Raw genomic sequence first — 21,725 nt, 5'->3', positions numbered from 1 at the left:
GAAAGCCCTGCATTTCATTGCCTAACCTATCTATCCTCTGCCTATGAAATGCAGGCAACATTATGCCAGACGACAGACGCCCTTTGACCCTGAAGTCTCTTTCTTACCTCAAGGCTCTCAGGCTTTTTTTCAGCCCCACTCAACTATCTAACGTTTTGACACTGACCAGCCTGTTATTTCTCTCCGGTATTAATCAGGCTACCGTCTTCTCACTGCCCAATCAGAGTCAGTTTTCCAGTACTCTTAATTTTCTCCCTGTTGAGGATGAAGAGATTCCGGGTCTCACGCTGAATCAACTCAGAAAAAAGGTTCTCAAACAGGATTTTCTCTGGCCCAAAAATAAAGAAGGACATAACTCATTATTTTTCCGCTCTGAGGTGTCCAGCGCCTCAGGTACAGGAAGTCTCAACATCTTTCTGGTACCTTCCATTATTCATGAGGCATCCTTTGAAGAGACACCTTTTTCTATTGATCTGCTCACCACTTCGTCTGAAAGCCGTTACTGTTCAGTGGAAACCTGCCATAAAGACACTCATGCATTACCACTGGAAAAAATCATCAGCAGCCACGAAAACTATCATTCCAATACCTTCCCGGTTTTTCATGCTACATTGCCCTCGGTATCCCGATCAGAGATTAATTTTCATAGCCCTCTGATTTGGCAGGGCAACAACCATTGTCGCATCCATGGCAACAAGCCTGGCTCCAGATGCTCAACCATCAGCTCCGTCGTCATGCACTTCAAACCCGACAACCCGAATCAGCAGGAGCAGCTGGCCGTTCATATTCTAAACCGCGAAACGCTGGCCACCAGAGAAGCCATCATTGATGAAATGGAAGCGTTTCTGGGCGATGACCAAAAGATCGAAAAAATGCTGAATGTTGTTCTGGAATTCCGTGATGTCAAAGTAGGGGATCACAGAATCAAGGAAAAAGGCCCCTGGTATCCTCTGGGTTATATGAAATGGCTTTATATACGACATTGGATGTATCCGGGAATCACTCATTTCGCTCCCATCTATAAAGAAATTCCTGAGGAACCGGAGCCTCTCTGGAAAATCAGGAATATCGCTCAGGGGTTCAAGCAATACGAAGATGAACTCTGGGAAGAAGGGACTGTGTCAGGCTCAGTCTACAGTGGTAATCATGATCACTATGGCTTCCTGAATGAGATCTTTGGCATGTTCTCCCACAGCAATGCCATTCAGAAAGACCTGAGCCCAAGCGCGATGTACTTTGAGAGCTGCGTCGTTAACATGATGCTGGAAGCTCTGGGCGGAAACAGTATTCAGGATGAAGGTCTTGGTAAACCGGACGGAGTGATCACCAGTAGCGGCTCCATGAGCATCAAAGCCGCTCTGAAAGCATACAGAGACAGGGCTGTGGCCATGGGCATCAGGAATCCGGAGATCATTATTCCTTCCACGGCTCACCCAGCCTTCAAACGGGGGCCCGTCGACCTTGTCGTCAAGGTGGCCAAGGTTCATGAGGACACCGAAGGAGCGTCATACACTGTAGACCTTGATGAAGTGCGCAGCCTGATAGATCCTGAAAAAACGGTGCTTCTGGTTGGCTCTGCAGGCAACTATCCGTACGGCACCATTGACCCACTGCCAGAGTTGAGCAAAATGGCCAGGGAGTATGACATTGGCCTGCACGTGGATGCCTGTCTGGGCGGATTTATTCTGGCCTGGCTGGGTCAGGAACATTACCCACATTTAAAACCCTTTGATTTTCGCCTTCCGGGGGTTACCAGCATCAGCGTCGATACTCACAAGTACGGTTATTCTCTGAAAAGTAACTCAGTATTACTGATGCGAAACCGTGACTTATCCGATTACCTGGCGTTTGTCGATACCGAGTGGAAAGGCGGTATGTATGCAGTTGCCAACCTCGAAGGCAGTATCTCCACAGGACTCTTCGCAGCCCCCTGGGCAGCCATGCTGAAGTATGGAAAAAAAGGGTACAGACTCAGGGCTCAGCAAATCTATGATACTGCGGCCAAAATGGTAAAAATCATCCAGAACTTTCCCGAACTGCACGTCATGGGTGAACACACCATGTGTCTGGCTTTCAAATCAAGAGAGAATACGTTCAAGGTGAACCACATTAAGGATTACATGGGTAGAATGAAGCCAAGATGGCGCTTTAACGGGCTGAATCACCCCGAAGCCCTTCACTTCTGTGTGACCGGCCCACAGCTTGATAACGTTGACTTTATCGAGCGATTTAACAAACACCTCTCAGAAGCCGTCGAGTACGCCAGAGAGATGACCCGGAAAGGGATTGAACCCACTAAAAGTAATGTCTATGGCGTCAGCGGTGTCGACATCGAACTGGAAGAGGTCATCAATAAACAGGCCTTTGCCCGGGCCGGTGGTTACCTGATCCGGGATACCGCTGACAGGAATGAACAGATAAAACAGTTCAAGATGGATATGCGAAGAATCGTCCACAAAGGACTCGGGATTCGTCGCCCTATGGAAAAGCACTTTAATCCCGATGAGATCTGAACCAGTAAACTCTTTGAGGCAACGATACACAGGCAGGCATTCCAATGTTAACCTTTAGGGGATGGCGTGCTAGCATGCCGCCCCCCTGAGCTTTAACAGCCCTGAGCTAAAACAGCCCTGAGCTAAAACAGCCCTGAGCTAAAAAAAACTGAGCCCTGAGCGCGATTTGGAGAGATCATGACAAGACGCTTTCATACAGGAGCCATTCTGCCCCTGCTACTGATCACCAGTCTGCTGACAGCCTGCGGCTTTCAGCTGCGGGGCAAGGTCGATATTGCCAGTGAAATTGCCCAGCTGTCTGTCTCAGGGAGTGACCTCCCTTTTGTCAGGGAGTTAAAAAAAGCCCTGACACTGAGTGGTATTGAGATCACAGACAATGCCCACTACCACCTGCAACTGGTAAGTCTGGAGCGCACGACTGGCGATGAGATTCAGGCCAGTGCCGGTCAGTACGAACGCCTGCTGACCCTGAAAGCAACCTACCAGCTCAGCACGAATGATGGTCTGAAACTCTTTGACCCCATTGTACTCTCCAATGAGCGTTTCATGTTCCAGGACAGGAACCTGACCAACGCAGCTCAGAGCGAAGAAGCCATCATCTTTGATCAGCTTCGTCAGGAACTGTTGTTGACCAGTGTCCGCAGGGTAGCCGGTATTTCCGGTGAAGTGCTTCGCCAGGAAGAAGAGCGAGCCCGCAAAGCCCGTGAGACCGAGCGCGAGGCGCTCAAAGCACAACAATGAACATCAGACCCGATCAACTCGGTGCCCAGCTCAAGCGACAACTCTCCGCTGTTTACATAGTCAGTGGCGATGAACCCATGCAAGTCTCGGAGTGTTGCGATCAAATCCGGCAAGAAGCAAGAAAACAGGGTTTCACCGAGCGTCACGTTTACCATGTCGACAACAGTTTTGCCTGGGGTGATTTTCTGGAAGCGGCCAACAGCCTCTCACTGTTTGCTGAAAAGCAGATCCTTGAGCTCAGGATGCCCAATGGCAAGCCGGGTGATGCCGGCCGCAAGGCCTTTCAGGAATACCTGAAACATCTTTCCCCTGACAACCTGCTGCTGATCATTACCGACCGCCTTGATAATGCCAGTCAAAAGGCGAAATGGTTCAAGACTCTGGAACAGAAAGGACTGTTTATTCCTGTCTGGCCTATTGAACATGACAAGCTGCCGGGCTGGATTGCCCGACGTCTGAAAAGTCAGGGGTTTGAGGCCAGTCAGGACGCTCTCTCGTTGCTCTGCGAACGCATTGAAGGAAACCTGCTGGCCGCCTCACAGGAAATTGAAAAGCTGAAGCTACTGGCGGACGGTAAAAAGATTGAAGTGGAAACCGTCAGGGAAGCGGTTTCTGACAGTGCCCGCTACGACGTTTTCCAGCTGGCTGACTCAGCATTGAATGGTGATTCGAAGTCCGTGGTCAGAATACTGGGTGGATTGAAAAGCGAAGGCATCGAGCCACCGGTTGTACTCTGGGCTCTGGCACGTGACGTGCGGCTGCTCAGCCATCTCAGCCGCTTAAAATCCCGGGGTATCTCGTCCAATGTGGCTTATGATCAGGCGGCCAAAATTCATGGCATGTCACCCTTTATTCTCAAGAAACGCAAAAACCTGCTGGAAAAATGTATGGGTCGTCACAGTGAACGTGCCTTTAGACAAATGCTGATCCACACCGGCCATATTGACAAAGGTGTCAAAGGGCTCGAAAAACTCAACAGCTGGGATGAATTACTGACCCTGAGTCTCAGCCTGGCCGGCATGCCAGCCTTCACGCCAGAATCTGCCTCAAACGCTTGAGGCTATCTCCATGATGACTCTCCGTGAGTTTCACTGATTGCCATCACCAGCGACCTCATGTTTTTAATGGCATCAAGCAGAAAACTGTTACCGTCAGACGTCTGGCTAAAAATTTTCTTCAGACTCAAACATTAAACTCATTCTGTCTTTAATTAGTCGCTTATAATTTCTTATTGCACTAAATAACCCTGCCTACTAGACGCATTCGCAACAAGCGAACGACTTCTATAAAGGCTCCTAAAGCTGAGCCGATGGTTCGAGAGATCCGAAACCGCGCACAGGAGTGTATGGATATGATTTTTCGAAACCTGCTGGGAGCAGCTGCTGCAATGCTGATAGCAGGCTGTGCCTTCAACCTGTCAAACCATAAAGGGGCCTATAACGAAAAATGGTCCAAGGCCAAAAACCTGACTTATGCAGGCGGCATGCACGAACACGTGCATGACCAGCAGTTGCCGGCAGGAGCTTATAGCAAGGAAGGCAAGCTAGAGGATTACAAACTGGGTAATATCTCCCACCCTGCCTACGGTGCCGCCAGCGGTGTTGTGGGTGTAAATGTCAAACCTTATGGCGCTTTTGAACACTTTTACTGGGGATGGACTGTACCGGGCGCCAGCCATTATGACCACCACAGATTATTTGCCTGGATGCCCATCACCATGGCCGAAGATGAGATCCGAGCCAGAGAAACGATGGAGCGGATGCTTACCCGCTCCGCCATGACCGTCCTTAACGACATGAATTACAAGTACAAGCCGATCAAAACGCCTTATCAGCATAATGGTCTGGCTTTCAAGCAGTGGTACCTGGAACAAACCGGCGCCACTTGCTCTTTTGCCCGTATGAACTGTGTTCTGAGCCTTTATATCCCGGTTCCAACAGCTGTAGACCAGGCTCCTCCTTTCTCCTATTTCAGCATCGCGGGAGAGCCAGCCTGGTTTTTCTCAGCTATGGATGATGACGCTTTCCCACGACTGTCCATCACCCAGGGTGAAGGACTGGAAAGCATTAGCGAGAATGTCTTCTATCAGAAGCTAAGTGCCCGCCTGCCAGGATGGACGTACTTTTACATGGCACCCAAAGAAGTAGGTATTGGAGATGACAACAAAACCATTGCCTACCCCTATATACTGGAAAAAGGCAAGCCTCTGCTGTTCATTCGCCCCAACAAGTAGATAAAGACAAAAAGCAAACCTCAAAATCGTTGCTATAGTTTTGAGGTTTACTGATACAGCGGATCCCCTGTTAGCCCTGTGCAGATAAATCCGGCTCATCAGACAATGGGTAAGCTGCATTGAACAAGCCATATCAAAAAATAAGCAGGCGGACTAACAGTCCCTGAATGGAATGTCTGACCACAATAGATCCACTCTGCCACAAGCCTGCAACAACATTCAGGCCACCAGGGGCCAGTTCAGTAGCAGACTGGGCTTTATTATTGCCGCTGCCGGTTGCGCAGTGGGCGTCGGCAACATCTGGAGTTTTCCAACCCAGACGGCACAAAATGGCGGTGCAGCCTTTGTTCTGGTCTATCTCTGTTTTTCATTCATTCTTGCCTACCCAACTCTGGTGGCTGAACTCACTATTGGTCGATACAGTCAATCCAACTCGGTCACTGCTATGACCAACCTGGATAACAGAAACTGGGTCAGAGCGCTGGGCTTTATCACCAGCATCATGGGGTTGCTGACACTGACTCTGATTTACAGCTTTTACAGCATTGTCGGGGGCTGGTTCACAGGCTTCTCTCTGGCCCCGATCTTCGAATTGAGTGGCCTGCACACGGTGGCCACCTGGCTGACCGATTTCAACATATACTCGACGGTTCTGGTCACTCTGATGTTCATGGCTCTGACAACATTGATCGTCAACGGAGGGGTTAAAGAGGGTATAGAGCGATGGTGTAACAGACTGATGCCCGCCCTGTTCATTATTCTGTCTGTGCTCATTGTTTTCGCGCTCAGCCGACCCGGTGGTATGGAGGGTTTAAAAGTCTATCTGATTCCAGACTTTTCCAAACTGCTGAATCAACAACTTTTGATTTCAGCCCTCGGGCAATCTTTCTTTTCCATGTCTCTGGGTGTGGGTTGCATGATGGTTTATGGCTCCTATTTGAGTAAAAAAGCCAACCTTCCACTCACTGCTTTTCAAGTTGCACTGGTCGACAGTTCAGTGGCGTTTCTGGCCGGCATGCTAATCATTCCCTGTATGTATGCGGCCATGCAGCAGGGTATAGAGATCTACACTGCTCAAGGACAACTCCACAGTGCTGACACGCTGGTGTTTAACGTACTGCCAACCTTATTTAACCAACTGGGAGTGTCTGGACAGCTGGTTGCCCTGGCTTTCTTCGTGCTGCTAACGATTGCCGCGCTGACTTCATCAATTTCTCTGACCGAGCCGACCGTAGCCTTTATGGTTGAAAAGCTCTCTTTCCAACGCCACCGTGCCAGCTGGTGTATTACGGTGATCTCAGCCTGCTTGTCGGTTTTGATCATTTATCACATTGAAACGCTTCTTGGCTTGACCGTTAAGATCGCTACTCAGTATCTGCAACCCGTTCTGTGCCTGATAATTGCCATCTACGGCAGCTGGATCATGCGTCAAAATCGCCTGCTCAAAGCGTTGAGTCAGGGCTTTCCTGAAATCCGGAAGAGTCTGTTCTGGAAGATCTGGCCCTGGTATATCAGGACCATTTGTCCGGGTCTGATTCTGATAATCTTTCTGAGCAATCTCTGATCCCTTATACTGCGCAGCCTTTTTGACAATGAAGTTGAATCCATGAGCGCATCATCCTGGTTATCCCTATTGGCAGTCTGCGTCCTCGGGGCGATATCTCCGGGTCCCAGCCTCGCTGCAGTCATGAAAAGTACGCTCCAGGGTTCAAGACATCATGGCCTGGTGACCGCCCTCGCTCATGCAGCGGGTATTGGTATTTATGCTTTTCTGGTAGCCGCCGGTATAGCGGTTGTCATTACCCGGACTCCATGGCTGTTTAAGCTGATGACCTGGCTGGGTGCCGCGTACCTGATCTGGCTGGGTTACAAAGCTATCAGCGCCAGTGGAACATTGATTGGTGATGCATCAGGACAACATGCCTCATCACTTTCTCTTCGTCAGGCCGCTTTGGATGGATTCCTGATCTCCTTTCTTAACCCCAAGATCGCCGTCTTCTTTTTGGCTCTGTTCAGTCAGTTCGTTAACGCTGAAACCACATTGACAACGCAGCTGCTAATGGCTCTTATGGCGACTCTATGTGACGGCCTCTGGTACTGTTTGATTGCTGGTGTTGCTGGACACGCCAGTATCCTGCCAACATTGAGAAAAAGAGCAAAACTGATCAGCGGGCTGTGCGGTGGATTATTGATTCTGGTGGCGTTGAGAATTTTAATGATCTAATCCCCGGATCAATCCATGCCTCCATTTTGTGTCCCTATGAGCTCGACCGAGAATAGACTGCTCTTCGCGGCAATTGCTCCTGCTCCTGCTCCTGCTCATGCCTCAATGCAGTCGTGCTCTGTCAGCAAATTAGTCTAAAAATCCCGGTTTATAAAACCAGTCTATCAATCGTTGAGTTTCCCTTTGGGTATGAGTATTTCAGACGGTTCATTTATGTTGCACAGAAACAATAGACTAGTATACTGGTCTATACAATCCAAAAAAAGAGGCCGCTGAAATGCCAGAAGAAATTGGCTCTTATGATGCAAAAACCAAGCTCCCAGAAATTCTTCGCCGTGTTGAGGCTGGAGAAGCTTTTACCATAACTAACCGTGGTAAACCTATTGCTGACCTGATCCCCAGTCGAGCTAAAAGTCGTTTGAGGGCTAAAGCAGCCATTAATAATCTACTAAAGATGAAGAAACCAACCATATCTGATGTTGATTTGAAAGCTCTGCGTGAAGAGGGTCGCCGATGATGACAGATTTCGTGTTAGACAATTCTGTAACTATGCGCTGGCTATTGAAAACAGAAGATGCTGCTGATCAGCAGTATGCCGAGGATGTTATGGCCACACTGGTTTCGGTTGACGCAATTGTTCCAAATCTCTGGCATCTGGAAGTGTGTAATGTAGTGTCTCGGTCAGAGCACAGAGGTGATGTAGAGATTGCCCTGTCTGAAGGATTTCTTGCTCAGCTGGAAAATCTGCCTATTTTCGCTGATCCGTTAACGGCTAATCAGGCGTTTAGTCGAACACTGGGGCTTGCCAGAAATTACAATCTCAGTAGTTATGATGCAGCCTATTTAGAATTGGCAATTCGTGAAGGTCTGCCACTTGCCACTCTGGATGATGCACTGGCGAATGCTGCAAAAAAAGCAAGCGTGAAGCTATATCTCAAAAGTTAACCAGTGCAGAGAATGTTCTCGCCATCAGAAAGACTCGTTGTCCTGAATTTTTTATTTTTTAAGATATGTAAAGTACACGACAGGCTCTATACAAAATACAACCTGTCGTTCATCAGTCACAATCAGTCGAGAAGTGACACGTCTCTGACAGCACCTTTATCGGCACTGGTCACCATAGCCGCATAGGCTTTCAGTGCGGCAGAAACCTTACGAGGCCTTTCTTTCAGAGGCCTCCATGCGGCTTTGCCTTTCGCTTCCATCTGGGTGCGACGCTCAGCCAGCTCTTCATCAGACAACTTTACGTCGATGGTACGGTTTGGGATATCGATACGAACGATATCACCCTTTTCCACCAGACCAATGTTGCCACCTGCTGCCGCTTCAGGAGAAGCATGACCAATGGAAAGCCCGGATGTACCGCCAGAGAAACGACCATCAGTCAGCAGCGCACACTCTTTACCCAGACCTTTGGATTTCAGGTAACTGGTTGGGTACAACATTTCCTGCATACCCGGGCCACCTTTAGGGCCTTCGTAACGGACGATGACAACATCACCGGATTTTACCCGACCTTCGAGAATATCACTGACCGCATCTTCCTGACTCTCACAGATATGAGCAGGTCCTTCGAAAACCAGAATACTCTCATCGACGCCAGACGTTTTTACCACACAACCGTCCAAGGCAATATTACCCGTCAGAACCGCCAGCCCCCCTTCAGTGCTGTACGCACTTTCCAGTTTCCGGATACAACCTGACTCGCGATCATCGTCCAACGTTGGCCAGCGAGTGTCCTGACTGAATGCCTGTGTCGTACGAATACCCGCAGGACCCGCCTTGAAGAAAGTCCGTACCGATTCGTCACCGGTCTGTTTAATATCCCATTTTGCCAAACCTGCGGCCACAGTTTCACTGTGAACCGTGGGGATATCGTTATTCAACAGTCCTGCCCGATCCAGTTCACCCAGAATGCCAAACACTCCACCAGCACGATGGACATCTTCCATATGGTATTTCTGGATATTAGGTGCCACCTTGCAAAGCTGAGGCACCTTACGAGACAGAGCATCAATGTCCTTCATGGTGAAATCGACTCCAGCTTCCTGTGCCGCAGCCAACAAATGCAGAATGGTATTGGTGGAGCCGCCCATGGCGATATCCAGACTCATGGCATTTTCGAAGGCCTTATAACTGGCAATAGCGCGAGGCAGGACAGACTCATCATCCTGATCGTAGTATCGCTTAGTGATATCGACAATCCGTCGACCGGCTTCGAGGAAGAGTTGCTCACGATCAGCATGAGTGGCGAGCATGGAACCATTACCCGGCAAGGACAGACCCAATGCCTCCGTCAGGCAATTCATGGAGTTGGCCGTAAACATGCCGGAGCAGGAGCCACAGGTTGGGCAAGCTGAACGCTCATACTCAGCAACCGTTTCATCATCAGCATCCGAAGCGGCAATCACCATGGCATCGACGAGATCCAGGCCGTGCTGAGCCAACTTGGTTTTGCCGGCTTCCATGGGGCCGCCTGAGACGAATATAACAGGGATATTCAGTCTCATGGCAGCATTGAGCATTCCGGGCGTAATTTTGTCGCAGTTGGAGATACAGACCAGAGCATCTGCAGTATGAGCATTCACCATATACTCAACGGAGTCAGCGATGATGTCACGACTGGGCAGGGAGTAAAGCATGCCATCGTGACCCATAGCGATACCGTCATCGACGGCAATGGTATTAAATTCTTTGGCTACACCACCGTGCTTTTCAATTTCTCTGGCCACCAGCTGTCCCATGTCTTTTAGATGAACATGGCCGGGAACAAACTGGGTAAAAGAATTGGCTACGGCAATAATAGGCTTTTTGAAGTCATCATCCTTCATACCCGTGGCACGCCAAAGCGAGCGGGCTCCAGCCATATTACGACCGTGGGTCGAGGTTCTTGAACGGTATGCAGGCATGACTCACTATCCTTTCTCTCTGGTTCTTGATCCTGATGTTTGAGAAGCTCTCTGGGAAGGAGGCTATCTATTGTCTTCCTTGGCGGATTCGGGATTATAACAGAATGACGGAAGCCTGATAGGCTCCCGAAAGATAATGCAGGACAAGAATTAAACTGCGTGCTCTATCCGGCGGCGATTATACTCATTGACCATACTGTCTATGGTAGACTGATCGTATTCCCGCAAGTTGGCCAGAACCATGGTTTTCTTCCCCTGTCCCACGACTTTATCACCATCCTTAAAGATAAAACCCAGGGTGACATTGCCACGTTTGCCATTCACTTCCAAAGAAGACTGGGAAGCCTCTATCACCGGATCTTTCAGATCAATCCTTTCCAGATGAACCGACATGGTTTCATAGATAACCAGAGGCCTTGCCACATTAATCATGACATTCTTTTCTTTCATCAGTGGCACCAGCACATGAGGAAAGTTTTCACCCGAGAACGCCACATATGCCTTGACCAGCTTTGCAATCATATCGGCATCGTTTGTTTGCTCACCACTGTGCTCAACCCGGAGGTATTCCTTCTCACTCTGGTCACAAATAATCTTGTCACCATTCCTGGCATCTGCTATTGACAGGGTAACGCCATCGCTGACCATACCGCTGAAAATCACCCTCATGTCGGGATACAGCCCTTCAGAGCTCAGGATTTTGGCGAAAAGAAGATCACCGGGCACACAAAACTTCTTAGTGTCCACATCATGCAGCGGGTTGAAGTCATTGGCGATATTCTTGGCAAAATCACTGGACTGCTGGCGACTGAATGAGAACTGGTTATTTTCCAGCTCCGTACAATATTGGTCTAAAAACATAATCTTATTCTGTTGGCCTGATCTTGCAGGAGCATGACCAGCGCTCAATCCATCTCATATGGACCTCGATGTCCTCAGGGCGGTGATAATCAAACACTCCAGATAGCCAGAGAACCCGATCGCTCTCTGGCAACTGACTGATATCATACGTCAAACCTGGATAAGACTACTGTTACTAAAACGTAGCTGTTTGTTTCAGCATTTCATATATTAATATAACTATTTGATTAATAAACTATTTTTACTGTTAACCCGAAGATTAAATGCAACATTCCGCTATGCTCGACCGTCATCGAGACTCAAAACGTTGTTTAAATTTCCGGGTTAGATCACGACTTCTGCCTGAAAAACTGTACGATCCATTGAGCAACAAGATCACTGTCAGGATCATCTCTCAGTGAATCCATGCCCATAAGCACTCTGTCCCCGGGAATCAACTCCCGACGCGAGTTCATCAAGTCCTCAGAGTAGGACTTACTGAACTCCGGGTGCCCCTGAACGCTGACAAAACAGTCGCCATATTGCAGCATATAATTGGGGCAAAAATCACTGCTGGCCAATACTTCAGCAGAAGATGGCAGATGAATGACCTGATCCCTGTGGCTAACCAACAATTTGAAGTCCTGAACCGCAGGATCCATCCAGCTGGTCTGCCGGGTGATGTGATTGTACGACATACCAACACCCCAGCCTTTATCAGCCAGCGCCACCTTCCCCCCGAGACTTTTTGCCATGACCTGATGACCAAAACAGATACCCGCCAGCTTGCAACGATCTTCGTACAACCTCCTGACGAACCCCTCTAGTAAAGGTATCCATGGAAAAGGGTCGTAAGCACTGTGACGACTGCCCGAAATAATCCAGCAGTCACACTCATCGGTGGTTTCAGGAATCTCACCATCCACTACCCGATAGGTGACCATCTCCAAATCAGGATGCTGTTTTCTCAGCAAAGCCAGAAACATATCCGGATAATTGTTGTGCACCTTTCGCAGCTCCGGTGCAACGTCATCACACAACAGCAAACCGATCTTCATCACAGTTCTCCACGAAAAGCATCCTGACATATCCGCTGATATTCAGTCGCAGAGAAAGGGATTGGGTTTCCGGCTGCAGAAGGATCGACAAATGCCATCCGCCCGACTTTATCCAGCTGGCTATCGTCAATGCCGATTTCAGCCAGCGTATGGGGGATTTCCAGCTGTTCCCTGAGCTCTATCACCCAATTGAAGAAAGCATCAAAGCCCGGAGTCGGCAGATCAAGGTAACGACTGAGAGCAGCCATTTTATGCCCGATGGCGGCTCTGTTTGCTTTCAGAACATAGGGCATTAGAACGGCATTCAACAACCCATGATGAGTGTCGTATAAAGCCCCGAGCGGATGCGCCAGAGCGTGCATGCCACCCAGACCTTTTTGAAAGGCCGTTGCTCCCATACCGGAGGCCACCAGCATTTGATGCCGGGCCTCAAGATCACTGCCCTGCGCCACCGCTCTGGGCAGATAGTCTTTTACCAGACGAATGCCTTCCAGTGCGATGCCCTGAGCCATAGGATGATGAAAAGGCGAACAGTAAGCTTCAAGATTATGGGAGAGAGCATCCATTCCCGTAGCTGCGGTGAGTCTGGGAGGCAAACCACAGGTCAGTTCCGCATCGAGAAGCACGATGCCGGGAAGCATACCCGGGTGAAAAATGATCTTTTTCACCTGTTCATCCTGATGGGTGATCACGGAAGAGCGCCCCACTTCCGAGCCTGTACCGGCAGTGGTGGGCACGGCCACAACAGGCAGCATCCCCTCCACATTCACTCTCAGGTAGTTATCACCCTCATCTTCAAAATCCCAGATTGAACGACTTTGGCCAACCATCAAGGCTATTGCTTTGCCCGCATCCAGGGCAGAACCTCCGCCAAAAGCGATCACGCCATCATGGTTGCCTTCCCTACAGGCAGCCACACCAGCTGACACATTCTCACCGGTTGGATTACCCTTGATGCCGGAAAACAGACCGCACCCGTCAAGAGCAGAGCTGACCAGTAAACGAGCCTCCTGAATCATAGGCAACTGAGACAACCCCGGATCAGTAATAATGAGTGGTTTTTTCATCCCCAATTCAATACAGGCAGCGGGCAGATCTTTGATACGGCCAGCCCCTGCACGAATAGCTGTCGGAAAATTCCAGTTAGCTGTGTATTGTTCAATGTCCATTGACGTTTCCTTACTGCTTCAACCGTGCTTGATGTGAAAGGATTTGGGTCGGGTAAGGGCATCAAAACCCAACACCGACAAAGTACAGCCCCGACCTGAGTTTTTAATGCCAGTCCAGGCCAGGGCCGGGTCAAGATAATCACAGCGATTGACAAAAAAAGTGCCGGTTTGCACCTGACGGCCCAGTTCAACGGCTCGCTCAATATCCCTTGAGAAAATAGCGGCCGTCAGTCCAAACTCACTGTCGTTCATCAGGCGGACCGCTTCTTCATCGGAAGAGACTTTTTGAATCCCCAAAACAGGTCCGAAACTTTCTTCCGTCATCACCCGCATAGTGTGGTTCACGTGTGTGAGCAACTGGGGAGCAAGATAGGGAGTGCCCGGCTCATGCTCTGGGAACAAGGCCGGGTCAATATGGGCAACCGCCCCCTGTGAAATAGCTTCTTCCACCTGCCCCCTGACAAAGTCCGCAGCACTGCTTTTCACCAGCGGGCCCAGAGTGGTTTCAGGATCATCGGGTCGTCCGAGACGATACTGCTTCACCAGAGCAACAGCTTTTTCAACAAATGCATCATAAACATCTTCATGTACATAGAGCCTTTCTATGCCGCAGCAAGATTGACCGGAGTTAAAGAAAGCACCGTCTATAACCGTGTCCGTCGCTGAATCCAGATCAGCGTCCGCTCTGATGTAGGCAGGATCTTTGCCACCCAGCTCCAGCCCCATACCTATGAATTGTCCGGCAGCCGCTTTCTCTATTGCCGCTCCAGCAGGGACTGAGCCAGTGAACGCTACATGTTTTATGGTGTCACACTGAATCAGATACTCCGTGTTGTCATGGGACATGTGCAGATACTGAAAAAGCCCTTCAGGAAGACCCGCTTCAAGAAACACTTCGACCATGCGTTCAGCACAAAGTGGGGTTTGTGAAGAATGCTTCAGCAACACAGCATTACCAGCCAGCAGTGCCGGCATAATGCTGTTGATGGCAGTCAGGTAAGGATAATTCCAGGGAGCTATGACCAGCACAATCCCCAGAGCTTCTTTGCAGATATAACGGGTAAACCCCTGTTTTTCAGGTATTTTGACCGGCTTCAATGCTTCACTTGAGGCTTCAATCATATAGCGGGCACGCTCTTCAAAGCCTGCTACTTCTCCGGCAGAGTATTTGACCGGTCTGCCCATCTGCCAGGTGATTTCACTGGCAATGTCGTCTTTTTGATCGACAAAGTTATCCACTGCTTTACTGCAGATTTTTTGCCGCTCAGCCAGTGCGACACTCTGCCAGTCAAGCTGCGCTTTCTGAGCCTTCGTCAGAGCCAGATTTATGTCGGAAACATCAGACAGTGGACGTTCAGCAACCACTGAACCATCGACCGGTGAAAGAGTGATCTGTGTTTTATTCATTGTTCTGAATCCGTTGGAAGTAATCAGATAATTTCGAAATAACGATCCATTTCCCAATCCGTAATATGTTTTCTGAACTCCCGCTCTTCCCACTCCCTGGACGCGGCATAGTGTTCGACGAAAGCATCACCCAACATAGTTCGGGCCGCTTCGGATTGTTTGAATTTCTGTGCGGCATCCCAGAGTGTTGAAGGCAGTGCGAATTCAGGTGAGTGCCCTTGATCGTAGGCATTACCTTTAACCTGATCCTCGGGCTCCCATTGGTGAATAATTCCCTGAAGGCCAGAAGCCAACGCCGCAGAAAGTGAAAGATAAGGGTTAGCATCTGCAGAGCCCAACCGGTACTCCACTCTCTGTGACTTCTCTGAGCCCGGAATAACACGTAATGCGGTGGTTCGGTTTTCAACCCCCCAGGTCGCGTCGGTAGGTGCCCAGAAACCGGGAATGAGTCGGGTGTAACTATTGACGGTAGGGGCCAGCATGGGCAGGAATTCAGGCATTAATCGCTGCAAACCGGCAATAAAGTGTCTTTGTGTCTGGCTGATATTGTGTTTCTGGCTGGGATCAAAGAACGCCGACTGCCCATCTTTTTTGTTGAACAGAGACAAATGAATATGACCGCTCTGCCCCGGATAATCCGGTGACCACTTGGCCATAAACGTCGCCATCAGATCATTACGCTGTGCCAGCACTTTCATAAACGTTTTAAACAGTGCCGCTTTATCTGCGGCATTTTCTGCAGAGTCAACGGCAATGGCTGCTTCGACCACGCCCGGCCCGGTCTCTGTATGAATACCTTCGATGGGAAAGTCCATCACCTCAGCCATTTCCAGTATCTGGTGATACAGGTCGGAATGCACTGAGTTTCTGATCATGGAATAACCAAACCAGTCAGGCGTCAGTGGTTTGAGGTTTCGAAAACCCTTTTCCCGAACCGATTCTGGTGTCTCCTGGAACATAAAAAACTCATATTCCAGCGCTGCACGGGCATCAAAGCCCATGTCGGACGCTTTTTCGATCACCCTTCTCAATGTCCCGCGGGGACAGAGAGCTTCTGACTGATCCTTGAATTCTGCGATGAACAGTAGCATGCCATTTTCAAAAGGGATTTCCCGGCAAGAGTGGGGCAAGATTCGAACGGGAGCATCGGGGTATCCGGTATGCCAGCCGGTGTATTTTACATTGTCATAGAGCTGGTCTTTACTGTCCCAGCCCAGGATAACGTCGCAGAAGGCAAAGCCGCTTTCCAGCGCTGAAAAAAACTTGGCCTTGCTCATGTATTTGCCGAGCATGATTCCGTCATTATCGAAAAGACCGACCTTAACGTGGGAGAGTCCCCTCTCTTTAACAATTTTCTTGGCATCATCAATCGTTCTGACATCTCTGGGGTTGTGCATACTCGCTACTCATTTTTCTTAGGCTTATCAGAAGTCAGGCAACAGAGAGGTACCTGACCAGTCAGCTCAGCTCAGACTCAGCTTTGGTAATGGCTTCGAACTCTTCTTCAGGCGCTTTGGCCACCAGGTGGTGTCGGCTGTATAACCCGAAATAGGCCACCATGATGGCGTAGAAAACCGCTGACCAGAAAGCGGCTTCCCAGCTCACCAGAAAGGTAGAGATAAAAGCAACAATAGCCAGGGCAAAAGCAATTCCTGATGTCATAATGCCGCCCGGTGTTTTATAAGGACGCTCCAGCTCTGGTTCTTTAACTCGCAGGATAATATGAGACAGCGTCATCATGGCGTAGGAGAGCGTGGCACCAAAAACGGCCATAGTGATCATCAGATCACCTTCTCCGGTCAATGACAGCAGAAAGCCAATAATTCCCGGAATGGCCAGAGCCATTGTTGGCACTTTTCGCTGGCCGGTTTTTGACAAAAAACGAGGTAAATAACCGGCTCTGGATAAAGCGAATACCTGCCGGGAATAGGCATAAATAATAGAAAAGAAGGAGGCGATCAGACCGGCAAGCCCGACAAAGTTTACAAAAGTTGCTATGTAAGAGATTTTACCATAGACCTGTTGCAGAGCCCCTACCAGCGGTGCGGCGTGATCCTTCAGGTATTCAGCACCCGCTGCGCCGGGGGCGAGAATCAATACCAGCCCTCCAAACAGCAGCAGAACGATCATAGCTGTGATGATCCCTCTGGGCATATCCCTCTTTGGATCAGTGGCTTCTTCCGCCGCCAGAGGAACACCTTCTACTGCCAAAAACAGCCACATGGCAAATGGGATCGCAGCCCAGATACCGATATAACCTTCGGGCAGGAAAGTGGAAGCGCCAGTAGCTTCTGCATTGACGGCGATATTAAACAGGTTGTCGACGTTGAAGGCAGGAATCATTCCTATAATAAACACGACTATGGCTAAACATGCCAGACCGGTAATCAACATCATGATTTTCAGCGCTTCTCCAGCCCCCAAAAGGTGCAGGCCAATAAAGGCAGCATAGAAAGCACCGTAAACCAGAGGTCCATCCCAACCAAAAAGTTCATTCACATACCCACCTATAAAGACTGCAATCGCTGCAGGCGCAATGGCGTATTCAAGAAGTATGGCGGTGCCGGTCAGATAACCTCCCCAGGGACCCATTGCCCGACGGGCATAGGAGTAGCCACCACCGGCGGTGGGTAATGATGAAGAGAGTTCAGCCAGTGACAACACCATGAAGGTATACATAACGGCCATGACCAGTGTGGCTAGCAGCATGCCACCAAAACCGCCCTGTTCCAGCCCAAAGTTCCAGCCGGCAAAGTCTCCGGAAATCACGTAGGAAATCCCAAGTCCAGCCAGGACCAGCCAGCCCGCTGCTCCCTTCCTGAGCTGTCTCTGCTTTAGATAATCATCAGAAACCTGTTCATATTCAACAGAACGAGTTGTTGGAGAGGAACTCATCTCTAGCATGCGTAGCACCTTTTTAAAAGCTATCCTGTTAGCTCTCCTATGCTGTTAACTCCTCTGGTAGCATAGTGAGAAAGTTCGAATGCAGTTAAGCAACTATCAAGCCAGAAATGTTAACGCCACCCCGGGATGATCTACTTCCTTCCATAAGCCGTAACAAGGTTATAACTTAAAAATAGAACTGAGGGTTGTTAATTAAACTATGAAAACCCAGCTCAATCAGGCACCGTATCCATTGGCATATTCAGGAGGTGGGCTGGGATTCCGGCTCATAGCTATATGAGTCGAACACTGGTCTGGTTCAGAAGCGATTTGAGAGTGGGAGACAACCCTGCTCTGTACCACTCCGCAGTTAAAAATGAAGTTGTGGCCGTCTATTGCCTGTGCCCGGATCAATGGCAGGAGCATAACGACAGCCCGAACAAGCTATGGTTCTGGATGCAGAATCTCAAACAACTGGAACACTCTCTAAACAGGCTCAACATTCCACTGGTCGTCATTCAACCGATTCGATTTGAACACTGTGCCCAATTACTGTTACAGACAGCCCGACAACTCCAGTGCGACGGCATAAGCTTTAATAACGAACATGGGCTCAATGAAGAAAACAGAGACAGGGCTGTCGAACAAACCTTTGCCGGGCAACAACTGAAATGCCTGCGTTTTTCTGACCAGACTCTGATCCCTCCGGGTCATCTGTTAAATGGCAGCGGTGACTATTTCAAAGTCTTCACGCCTTTTAAAAAAGCACTGTATCGAACCCTTGACCTGCACCAGATTCAGCCACTGCCCGCCCCTGAACAACAAAAGCCTCTGGAACTGGCTGATGTTCAGCCCGTCGATTACCTGAATCTGTTTACGCCATTGGAAGGTCTTCAAGCACTCTGGCCTGCCGGTGAAGAAGAAGCCGCAAACCGGCTCAAATCCTTTATCGAGTCTCATAGTGAAGGTTATAAAAAGTTTCGGGATTTTCCGGGTATGGATGCCACCAGCACCCTCTCTCCCTATCTGGTGTCAGGAACAGTCTCCCTCAGACAGTGTTTCTATGCTGCATTTCAGGCCAACAATGGAGAAATGGATTCAGGTAGCGATGGCCTGCAATGCTGGATGAGTGAATTAATCTGGCGGGAATTTTACAAACATATTTTGCATGGATTCCCAAGGCTTTCCAGAGGCAGGGCGTTCATCACAGAAACCGAACATCTGCCCTGGAATCAGGATAACGAGGCATTCAGTGCCTGGTGCAAAGGTGAGACTGGCTTTCCATTGGTGGATGCAGCCATGAAACAATTGGTGAATACCGGCTGGATGCACAACCGCCTGAGAATGGTCACAGCCATGTTCCTGACCAAAAACCTGATGATTGACTGGCGCCTCGGAGAAACCTTCTTCATGCAGCATCTGATCGACGGTGATTTGTCCGCCAACAATGGTGGCTGGCAATGGTCTGCCAGCACAGGCACCGACGCGGCCCCCTATTTCAGAATGTTTAATCCTGTCAGTCAGTCGGAGAAATTTGATTCAGAAGGTCAGTTTATTCGCCACTGGCTACCCCAGCTGAGCAGACTGAGTAGCAAGGAGATTCACGCTCCCTGGCAACATCATGTTAATGAGATCAACTACCCGGCACCGATTGTCGACCTCAAAGCATCAAGAGAGAGGGTACTCTCTGCTTTCAAAGCCTTGAAGCAGCCTTAAAAAAAATCGGATAGTTCATGCTGTTTATAACGCCTCTGAATTTGCGGGTTATGACAGCCGCCTACTAGACTGTGAGATTATGATCATTTGAGGATCATCATGACTGACGTCAAAACTGCTTCGTCCATATTGCCTCTCTGGAAACGATGCCTGATTACCCTTGCAGTGATGTTGGTGGCCAGTTTCTTAATCGGTTTGTTGGTTCGCAGTCTATTCGGTTTTTCCCTGCCCGATTATGTGTCTGGGGTTGTGGGTGGTTTCTCAGCAATAGTGATATGGGAATTCCTTAAGTGAGCGCAACCCACCCCCTCATTATTGTCGGTTTTATACGTGCCGGGTATTATATCAGCCTATCGTGATGTCATTTGTACCCGGGTCTCGCTGTGCGCTTACAACGAAAAAGATAGCCGCTCTTTCTGGAATTCAGATCGAACTTTCCTACTGTCCGATAGGCTCCAGGGGGTTGCTCTAAAATAAGTTACATAGAAAGCAAAAGGATAATAAAGAGGAAGTTTTAATGGCTATCGTCTCAATTCCAGAACCCGAAAAAGACATCAAACTCGGCATCAGCGCCTGCCTGATGGGTCAGAAAGTCCGATACGATGGTGGGCACAAGCGCTCTTCGTTTTGTATGAATACCCTGAGTCATTTCTTCCAATTCGAGTCTGTCTGCCCGGAAGTGGCCATCGGACTGGGCACCCCCAGGGAACCTATTCGTCTGGTTGGGGATATCCAGCAGGTCAGGGTTGTGGGTACCGATCACCCAGATGTGGACGTTACCGATCAGCTGACTGATTATGGCTACAGAAAAGCCAGAGAATTAACCGATATCAGTGGCTATATCCTGATGCAAAAATCCCCCAGTTGTGGCATGGAAAGGGTCAAGGTCTACCATGAAAACGGCTTCCCTTCTGGCGTCAGTTCTGCAGGTGCATACGCCAAAGCCCTGATGGAAGCACAACCTCTTCTGCCTGTGGAGGAAGAAGGCCGACTCCATGATCCCGTTTTGAGGGAAAATTTTTTCACCCGGGTGTATGCCTACCACCGCTGGCACAGCGAAGTACTGAAAAATCCCAGTCATGCCGCTGTGGTTCATTTTCACTCAACCCACAAATATATGATCATGGCTCACAATCCCAGCGATTATAGTGCCCTGGGACAGCTCGTTGCCAAAGGCGGCAAGATGGAACTGCAACCTTTGTTGGCACAATACTTCGAAGAGTTCATGAACACCCTGAAAAAAAGGGCAACCCGGAAGTCCCACACTAATACCATGCTGCACATTCTGGGCTACGTAAAGAAGACTGTGGACACCACAGAGCGAAACCAGTTTCTCAAACTGGTCGAAGAGTACCGTCAGGGTATCCTGCCGTTAGTAGTGCCAATGACCATGCTACGTCATTTCATTGAAAATCATGGCAACGACTACATCCAGCAGCAGACCTATCTTCTCCCTCACCCTGATCAATTAGGGCTCAGAAATCAGATCTGAAGCCTGACCTTCCAAAATAAACGCCGGGCGCAAGTGTCTGGCGAACTTGCAACGCTCAATAGTACAGTCTGAAAAAACGGTCTGCTGTAAATTCAGCTCTTTATGCCAATTCATTTGTAATAACCTATTTTATAAAATTTAAAAATTACTTATTACTAATTTTATGAGCGTGCTGACAGGATTTACATCGACCTTTAAGGTTTCGGGAACGGTATCTTGACATCCTCTCGCCCCTGAAGGAGCGAGATTCCCGTTAGTCACCTAACAGGCTTCCTGTTTCAACACGCCTTCCCTAGATGGTTGCTTACGCAGCCATCCCCGTTCCAGTCGCTCCACAGGCTAACCCCGCCAGCCCGGCGGTTTTGATATTCAATGCTGCATTTATGTCCCTGTCGTGATGGGTTTCGCACTCAGGGCACTCCCATTCACGAATAGACAACGGCAGACTTTCATGAACAAACCCGCAACCGGAGCAACGCTTGGAGCTTGGAAAGAATTGGTCGATCTCAACAACTTGTCTTTCTGCCCACTCCGCCTTGT

At 49.3% G+C, this 21,725-nt stretch carries 19 protein-coding genes; 11 read left to right on the top strand and 8 right to left on the bottom strand.

The window, feature by feature from the left end; all coding sequences use genetic code 11:
- Positions 1-62: 62 nt before the first annotated feature.
- From KBW69_RS04370 to KBW69_RS04335, 8 genes are all read left to right on the top strand, one after another.
- Entirely contained in the window at positions 63-2,513 is a 2,451-nt protein-coding gene (locus tag KBW69_RS04370; RefSeq protein WP_257280054.1) for an aminotransferase class V-fold PLP-dependent enzyme, read from the top strand.
- A 177-nt stretch (positions 2,514-2,690) separates the two neighbouring features.
- Positions 2,691-3,254, top strand: coding sequence for a hypothetical protein (locus KBW69_RS04365; RefSeq protein ID WP_257280053.1), 564 nt, complete (start codon positions 2,691-2,693; stop codon positions 3,252-3,254).
- The gene (gene holA, locus KBW69_RS04360; protein WP_257280052.1) at positions 3,251-4,312 is read left to right on the top strand and encodes a DNA polymerase III subunit delta; all 1,062 of its coding nucleotides are present in this window, start codon (positions 3,251-3,253) and stop codon (positions 4,310-4,312) included. The genes KBW69_RS04365 and holA overlap by 4 nt, the downstream gene beginning before the upstream one ends.
- Positions 4,313-4,605: 293 nt before the next feature.
- Positions 4,606-5,487 (top strand): hypothetical protein, encoded by an 882-nt coding sequence (locus KBW69_RS04355; RefSeq protein ID WP_257253453.1) that lies wholly within the window; start codon positions 4,606-4,608, stop codon positions 5,485-5,487.
- A 172-nt stretch (positions 5,488-5,659) separates the two neighbouring features.
- Positions 5,660-7,051 (top strand): sodium-dependent transporter, encoded by a 1,392-nt coding sequence (locus tag KBW69_RS04350; protein ID WP_257253452.1) that lies wholly within the window; start codon positions 5,660-5,662, stop codon positions 7,049-7,051.
- A 42-nt stretch (positions 7,052-7,093) separates the two neighbouring features.
- The gene (locus tag KBW69_RS04345) at positions 7,094-7,711 is read left to right on the top strand and encodes a LysE family translocator (RefSeq protein WP_257253450.1); all 618 of its coding nucleotides are present in this window, start codon (positions 7,094-7,096) and stop codon (positions 7,709-7,711) included.
- 277 nt (positions 7,712-7,988) lie between these two features.
- The gene (locus KBW69_RS04340; protein WP_257253449.1) at positions 7,989-8,228 is read left to right on the top strand and encodes a type II toxin-antitoxin system Phd/YefM family antitoxin; all 240 of its coding nucleotides are present in this window, start codon (positions 7,989-7,991) and stop codon (positions 8,226-8,228) included.
- Entirely contained in the window at positions 8,225-8,656 is a 432-nt protein-coding gene (locus KBW69_RS04335) for a type II toxin-antitoxin system VapC family toxin (protein ID WP_257280051.1), read from the top strand. Before KBW69_RS04340 ends, KBW69_RS04335 begins: the two co-directional genes overlap by 4 nt.
- 122 nt (positions 8,657-8,778) lie before the next feature.
- Here the strand turns inward: KBW69_RS04335 and ilvD are convergent, their stop codons facing one another.
- The 7 genes from ilvD to eat all read right to left on the bottom strand — a co-directional run bounded on the left by ilvD (position 8,779) and on the right by eat (position 17,989).
- On the bottom strand, positions 8,779-10,620 hold the full coding sequence (gene ilvD / locus KBW69_RS04330) for a dihydroxy-acid dehydratase (protein ID WP_257280050.1): 1,842 nt from the start codon (positions 10,618-10,620) through the stop codon (positions 8,779-8,781).
- 150 nt (positions 10,621-10,770) lie between these two features.
- Positions 10,771-11,481, bottom strand: coding sequence for a DUF3581 domain-containing protein (locus KBW69_RS04325; RefSeq protein ID WP_257280049.1), 711 nt, complete (start codon positions 11,479-11,481; stop codon positions 10,771-10,773).
- Positions 11,482-11,810: 329 nt separating this feature from the next.
- A complete protein-coding gene (locus KBW69_RS04320) occupies positions 11,811-12,518 on the bottom strand; it encodes a GMP synthase (RefSeq protein ID WP_257280047.1) in 708 nt (235 codons plus the stop codon).
- Entirely contained in the window at positions 12,518-13,687 is a 1,170-nt protein-coding gene (locus tag KBW69_RS04315) for an iron-containing alcohol dehydrogenase (protein ID WP_257280046.1), read from the bottom strand. Before KBW69_RS04315 ends, KBW69_RS04320 begins: the two co-directional genes overlap by 1 nt.
- 18 nt (positions 13,688-13,705) lie before the next feature.
- Positions 13,706-15,094: an aldehyde dehydrogenase family protein gene (locus KBW69_RS04310; RefSeq protein ID WP_257280045.1), complete on the bottom strand. Its 1,389-nt coding sequence runs from the start codon at positions 15,092-15,094 to the stop codon at positions 13,706-13,708.
- 23 nt (positions 15,095-15,117) lie between these two features.
- The gene (locus KBW69_RS04305) at positions 15,118-16,491 is read right to left on the bottom strand and encodes a glutamine synthetase family protein (protein WP_257280044.1); all 1,374 of its coding nucleotides are present in this window, start codon (positions 16,489-16,491) and stop codon (positions 15,118-15,120) included.
- Between the two features lie 61 nt (positions 16,492-16,552).
- On the bottom strand, positions 16,553-17,989 hold the full coding sequence (gene eat / locus KBW69_RS04300) for an ethanolamine permease (RefSeq protein ID WP_257252681.1): 1,437 nt from the start codon (positions 17,987-17,989) through the stop codon (positions 16,553-16,555).
- Between the two features lie 285 nt (positions 17,990-18,274).
- On the opposite strand from eat, the gene phrB reads away from it, so the two are divergent.
- From phrB to KBW69_RS04285, 3 genes are all read left to right on the top strand, one after another.
- Complete coding sequence (phrB, locus tag KBW69_RS04295; RefSeq protein ID WP_257280043.1) at positions 18,275-19,693, top strand: deoxyribodipyrimidine photo-lyase; 1,419 nt, start codon at positions 18,275-18,277, stop codon at positions 19,691-19,693.
- A gap of 99 nt (positions 19,694-19,792) precedes the next feature.
- Positions 19,793-19,987, top strand: a complete 195-nt coding sequence (locus KBW69_RS04290; protein WP_257255355.1) for a hypothetical protein — start codon at positions 19,793-19,795, stop codon at positions 19,985-19,987.
- Positions 19,988-20,210: 223 nt separating this feature from the next.
- The gene (locus KBW69_RS04285; RefSeq protein ID WP_257255356.1) at positions 20,211-21,185 is read left to right on the top strand and encodes a DUF523 and DUF1722 domain-containing protein; all 975 of its coding nucleotides are present in this window, start codon (positions 20,211-20,213) and stop codon (positions 21,183-21,185) included.
- Positions 21,186-21,489: 304 nt separating this feature from the next.
- Here the strand turns inward: KBW69_RS04285 and KBW69_RS04280 are convergent.
- A partial coding sequence (locus KBW69_RS04280) for a transposase (RefSeq protein ID WP_257280042.1) occupies positions 21,490-21,725 on the bottom strand: 236 nt, incomplete at its 5' end.

The sequence above is a fragment of the Endozoicomonas sp. ISHI1 genome (assembly GCF_024606225.1).
Lineage (GTDB): Bacteria > Pseudomonadota > Gammaproteobacteria > Pseudomonadales > Endozoicomonadaceae > Endozoicomonas_A.
The sequence above is the reverse complement of the archived record's forward strand: the minus strand, read 5'-3'. Positions and strand labels throughout refer to the sequence as shown.

Coding starts and splice junctions, on each gene's coding strand:
- eat (WP_257252681.1), bottom strand. CDS start 17,989: ATGAGTTCCTCTCCAACAACTCGTTCTGTTGAATATGAACAGGTTTCT.
- KBW69_RS04310 (WP_257280045.1), bottom strand. CDS start 15,094: ATGAATAAAACACAGATCACTCTTTCACCGGTCGATGGTTCAGTGGTT.
- KBW69_RS04290 (WP_257255355.1), top strand. CDS start 19,793: ATGACTGACGTCAAAACTGCTTCGTCCATATTGCCTCTCTGGAAACGA.
- KBW69_RS04315 (WP_257280046.1), bottom strand. CDS start 13,687: ATGGACATTGAACAATACACAGCTAACTGGAATTTTCCGACAGCTATT.
- holA (WP_257280052.1), top strand. CDS start 3,251: ATGAACATCAGACCCGATCAACTCGGTGCCCAGCTCAAGCGACAACTC.
- ilvD (WP_257280050.1), bottom strand. CDS start 10,620: ATGCCTGCATACCGTTCAAGAACCTCGACCCACGGTCGTAATATGGCT.
- phrB (WP_257280043.1), top strand. CDS start 18,275: ATGAGTCGAACACTGGTCTGGTTCAGAAGCGATTTGAGAGTGGGAGAC.
- KBW69_RS04370 (WP_257280054.1), top strand. CDS start 63: ATGCCAGACGACAGACGCCCTTTGACCCTGAAGTCTCTTTCTTACCTC.
- KBW69_RS04345 (WP_257253450.1), top strand. CDS start 7,094: ATGAGCGCATCATCCTGGTTATCCCTATTGGCAGTCTGCGTCCTCGGG.
- KBW69_RS04340 (WP_257253449.1), top strand. CDS start 7,989: ATGCCAGAAGAAATTGGCTCTTATGATGCAAAAACCAAGCTCCCAGAA.
- KBW69_RS04305 (WP_257280044.1), bottom strand. CDS start 16,491: ATGCACAACCCCAGAGATGTCAGAACGATTGATGATGCCAAGAAAATT.
- KBW69_RS04285 (WP_257255356.1), top strand. CDS start 20,211: ATGGCTATCGTCTCAATTCCAGAACCCGAAAAAGACATCAAACTCGGC.
- KBW69_RS04365 (WP_257280053.1), top strand. CDS start 2,691: ATGACAAGACGCTTTCATACAGGAGCCATTCTGCCCCTGCTACTGATC.
- KBW69_RS04320 (WP_257280047.1), bottom strand. CDS start 12,518: ATGAAGATCGGTTTGCTGTTGTGTGATGACGTTGCACCGGAGCTGCGA.
- KBW69_RS04335 (WP_257280051.1), top strand. CDS start 8,225: ATGATGACAGATTTCGTGTTAGACAATTCTGTAACTATGCGCTGGCTA.
- KBW69_RS04325 (WP_257280049.1), bottom strand. CDS start 11,481: ATGTTTTTAGACCAATATTGTACGGAGCTGGAAAATAACCAGTTCTCA.
- KBW69_RS04355 (WP_257253453.1), top strand. CDS start 4,606: ATGATTTTTCGAAACCTGCTGGGAGCAGCTGCTGCAATGCTGATAGCA.
- KBW69_RS04350 (WP_257253452.1), top strand. CDS start 5,660: ATGTCTGACCACAATAGATCCACTCTGCCACAAGCCTGCAACAACATT.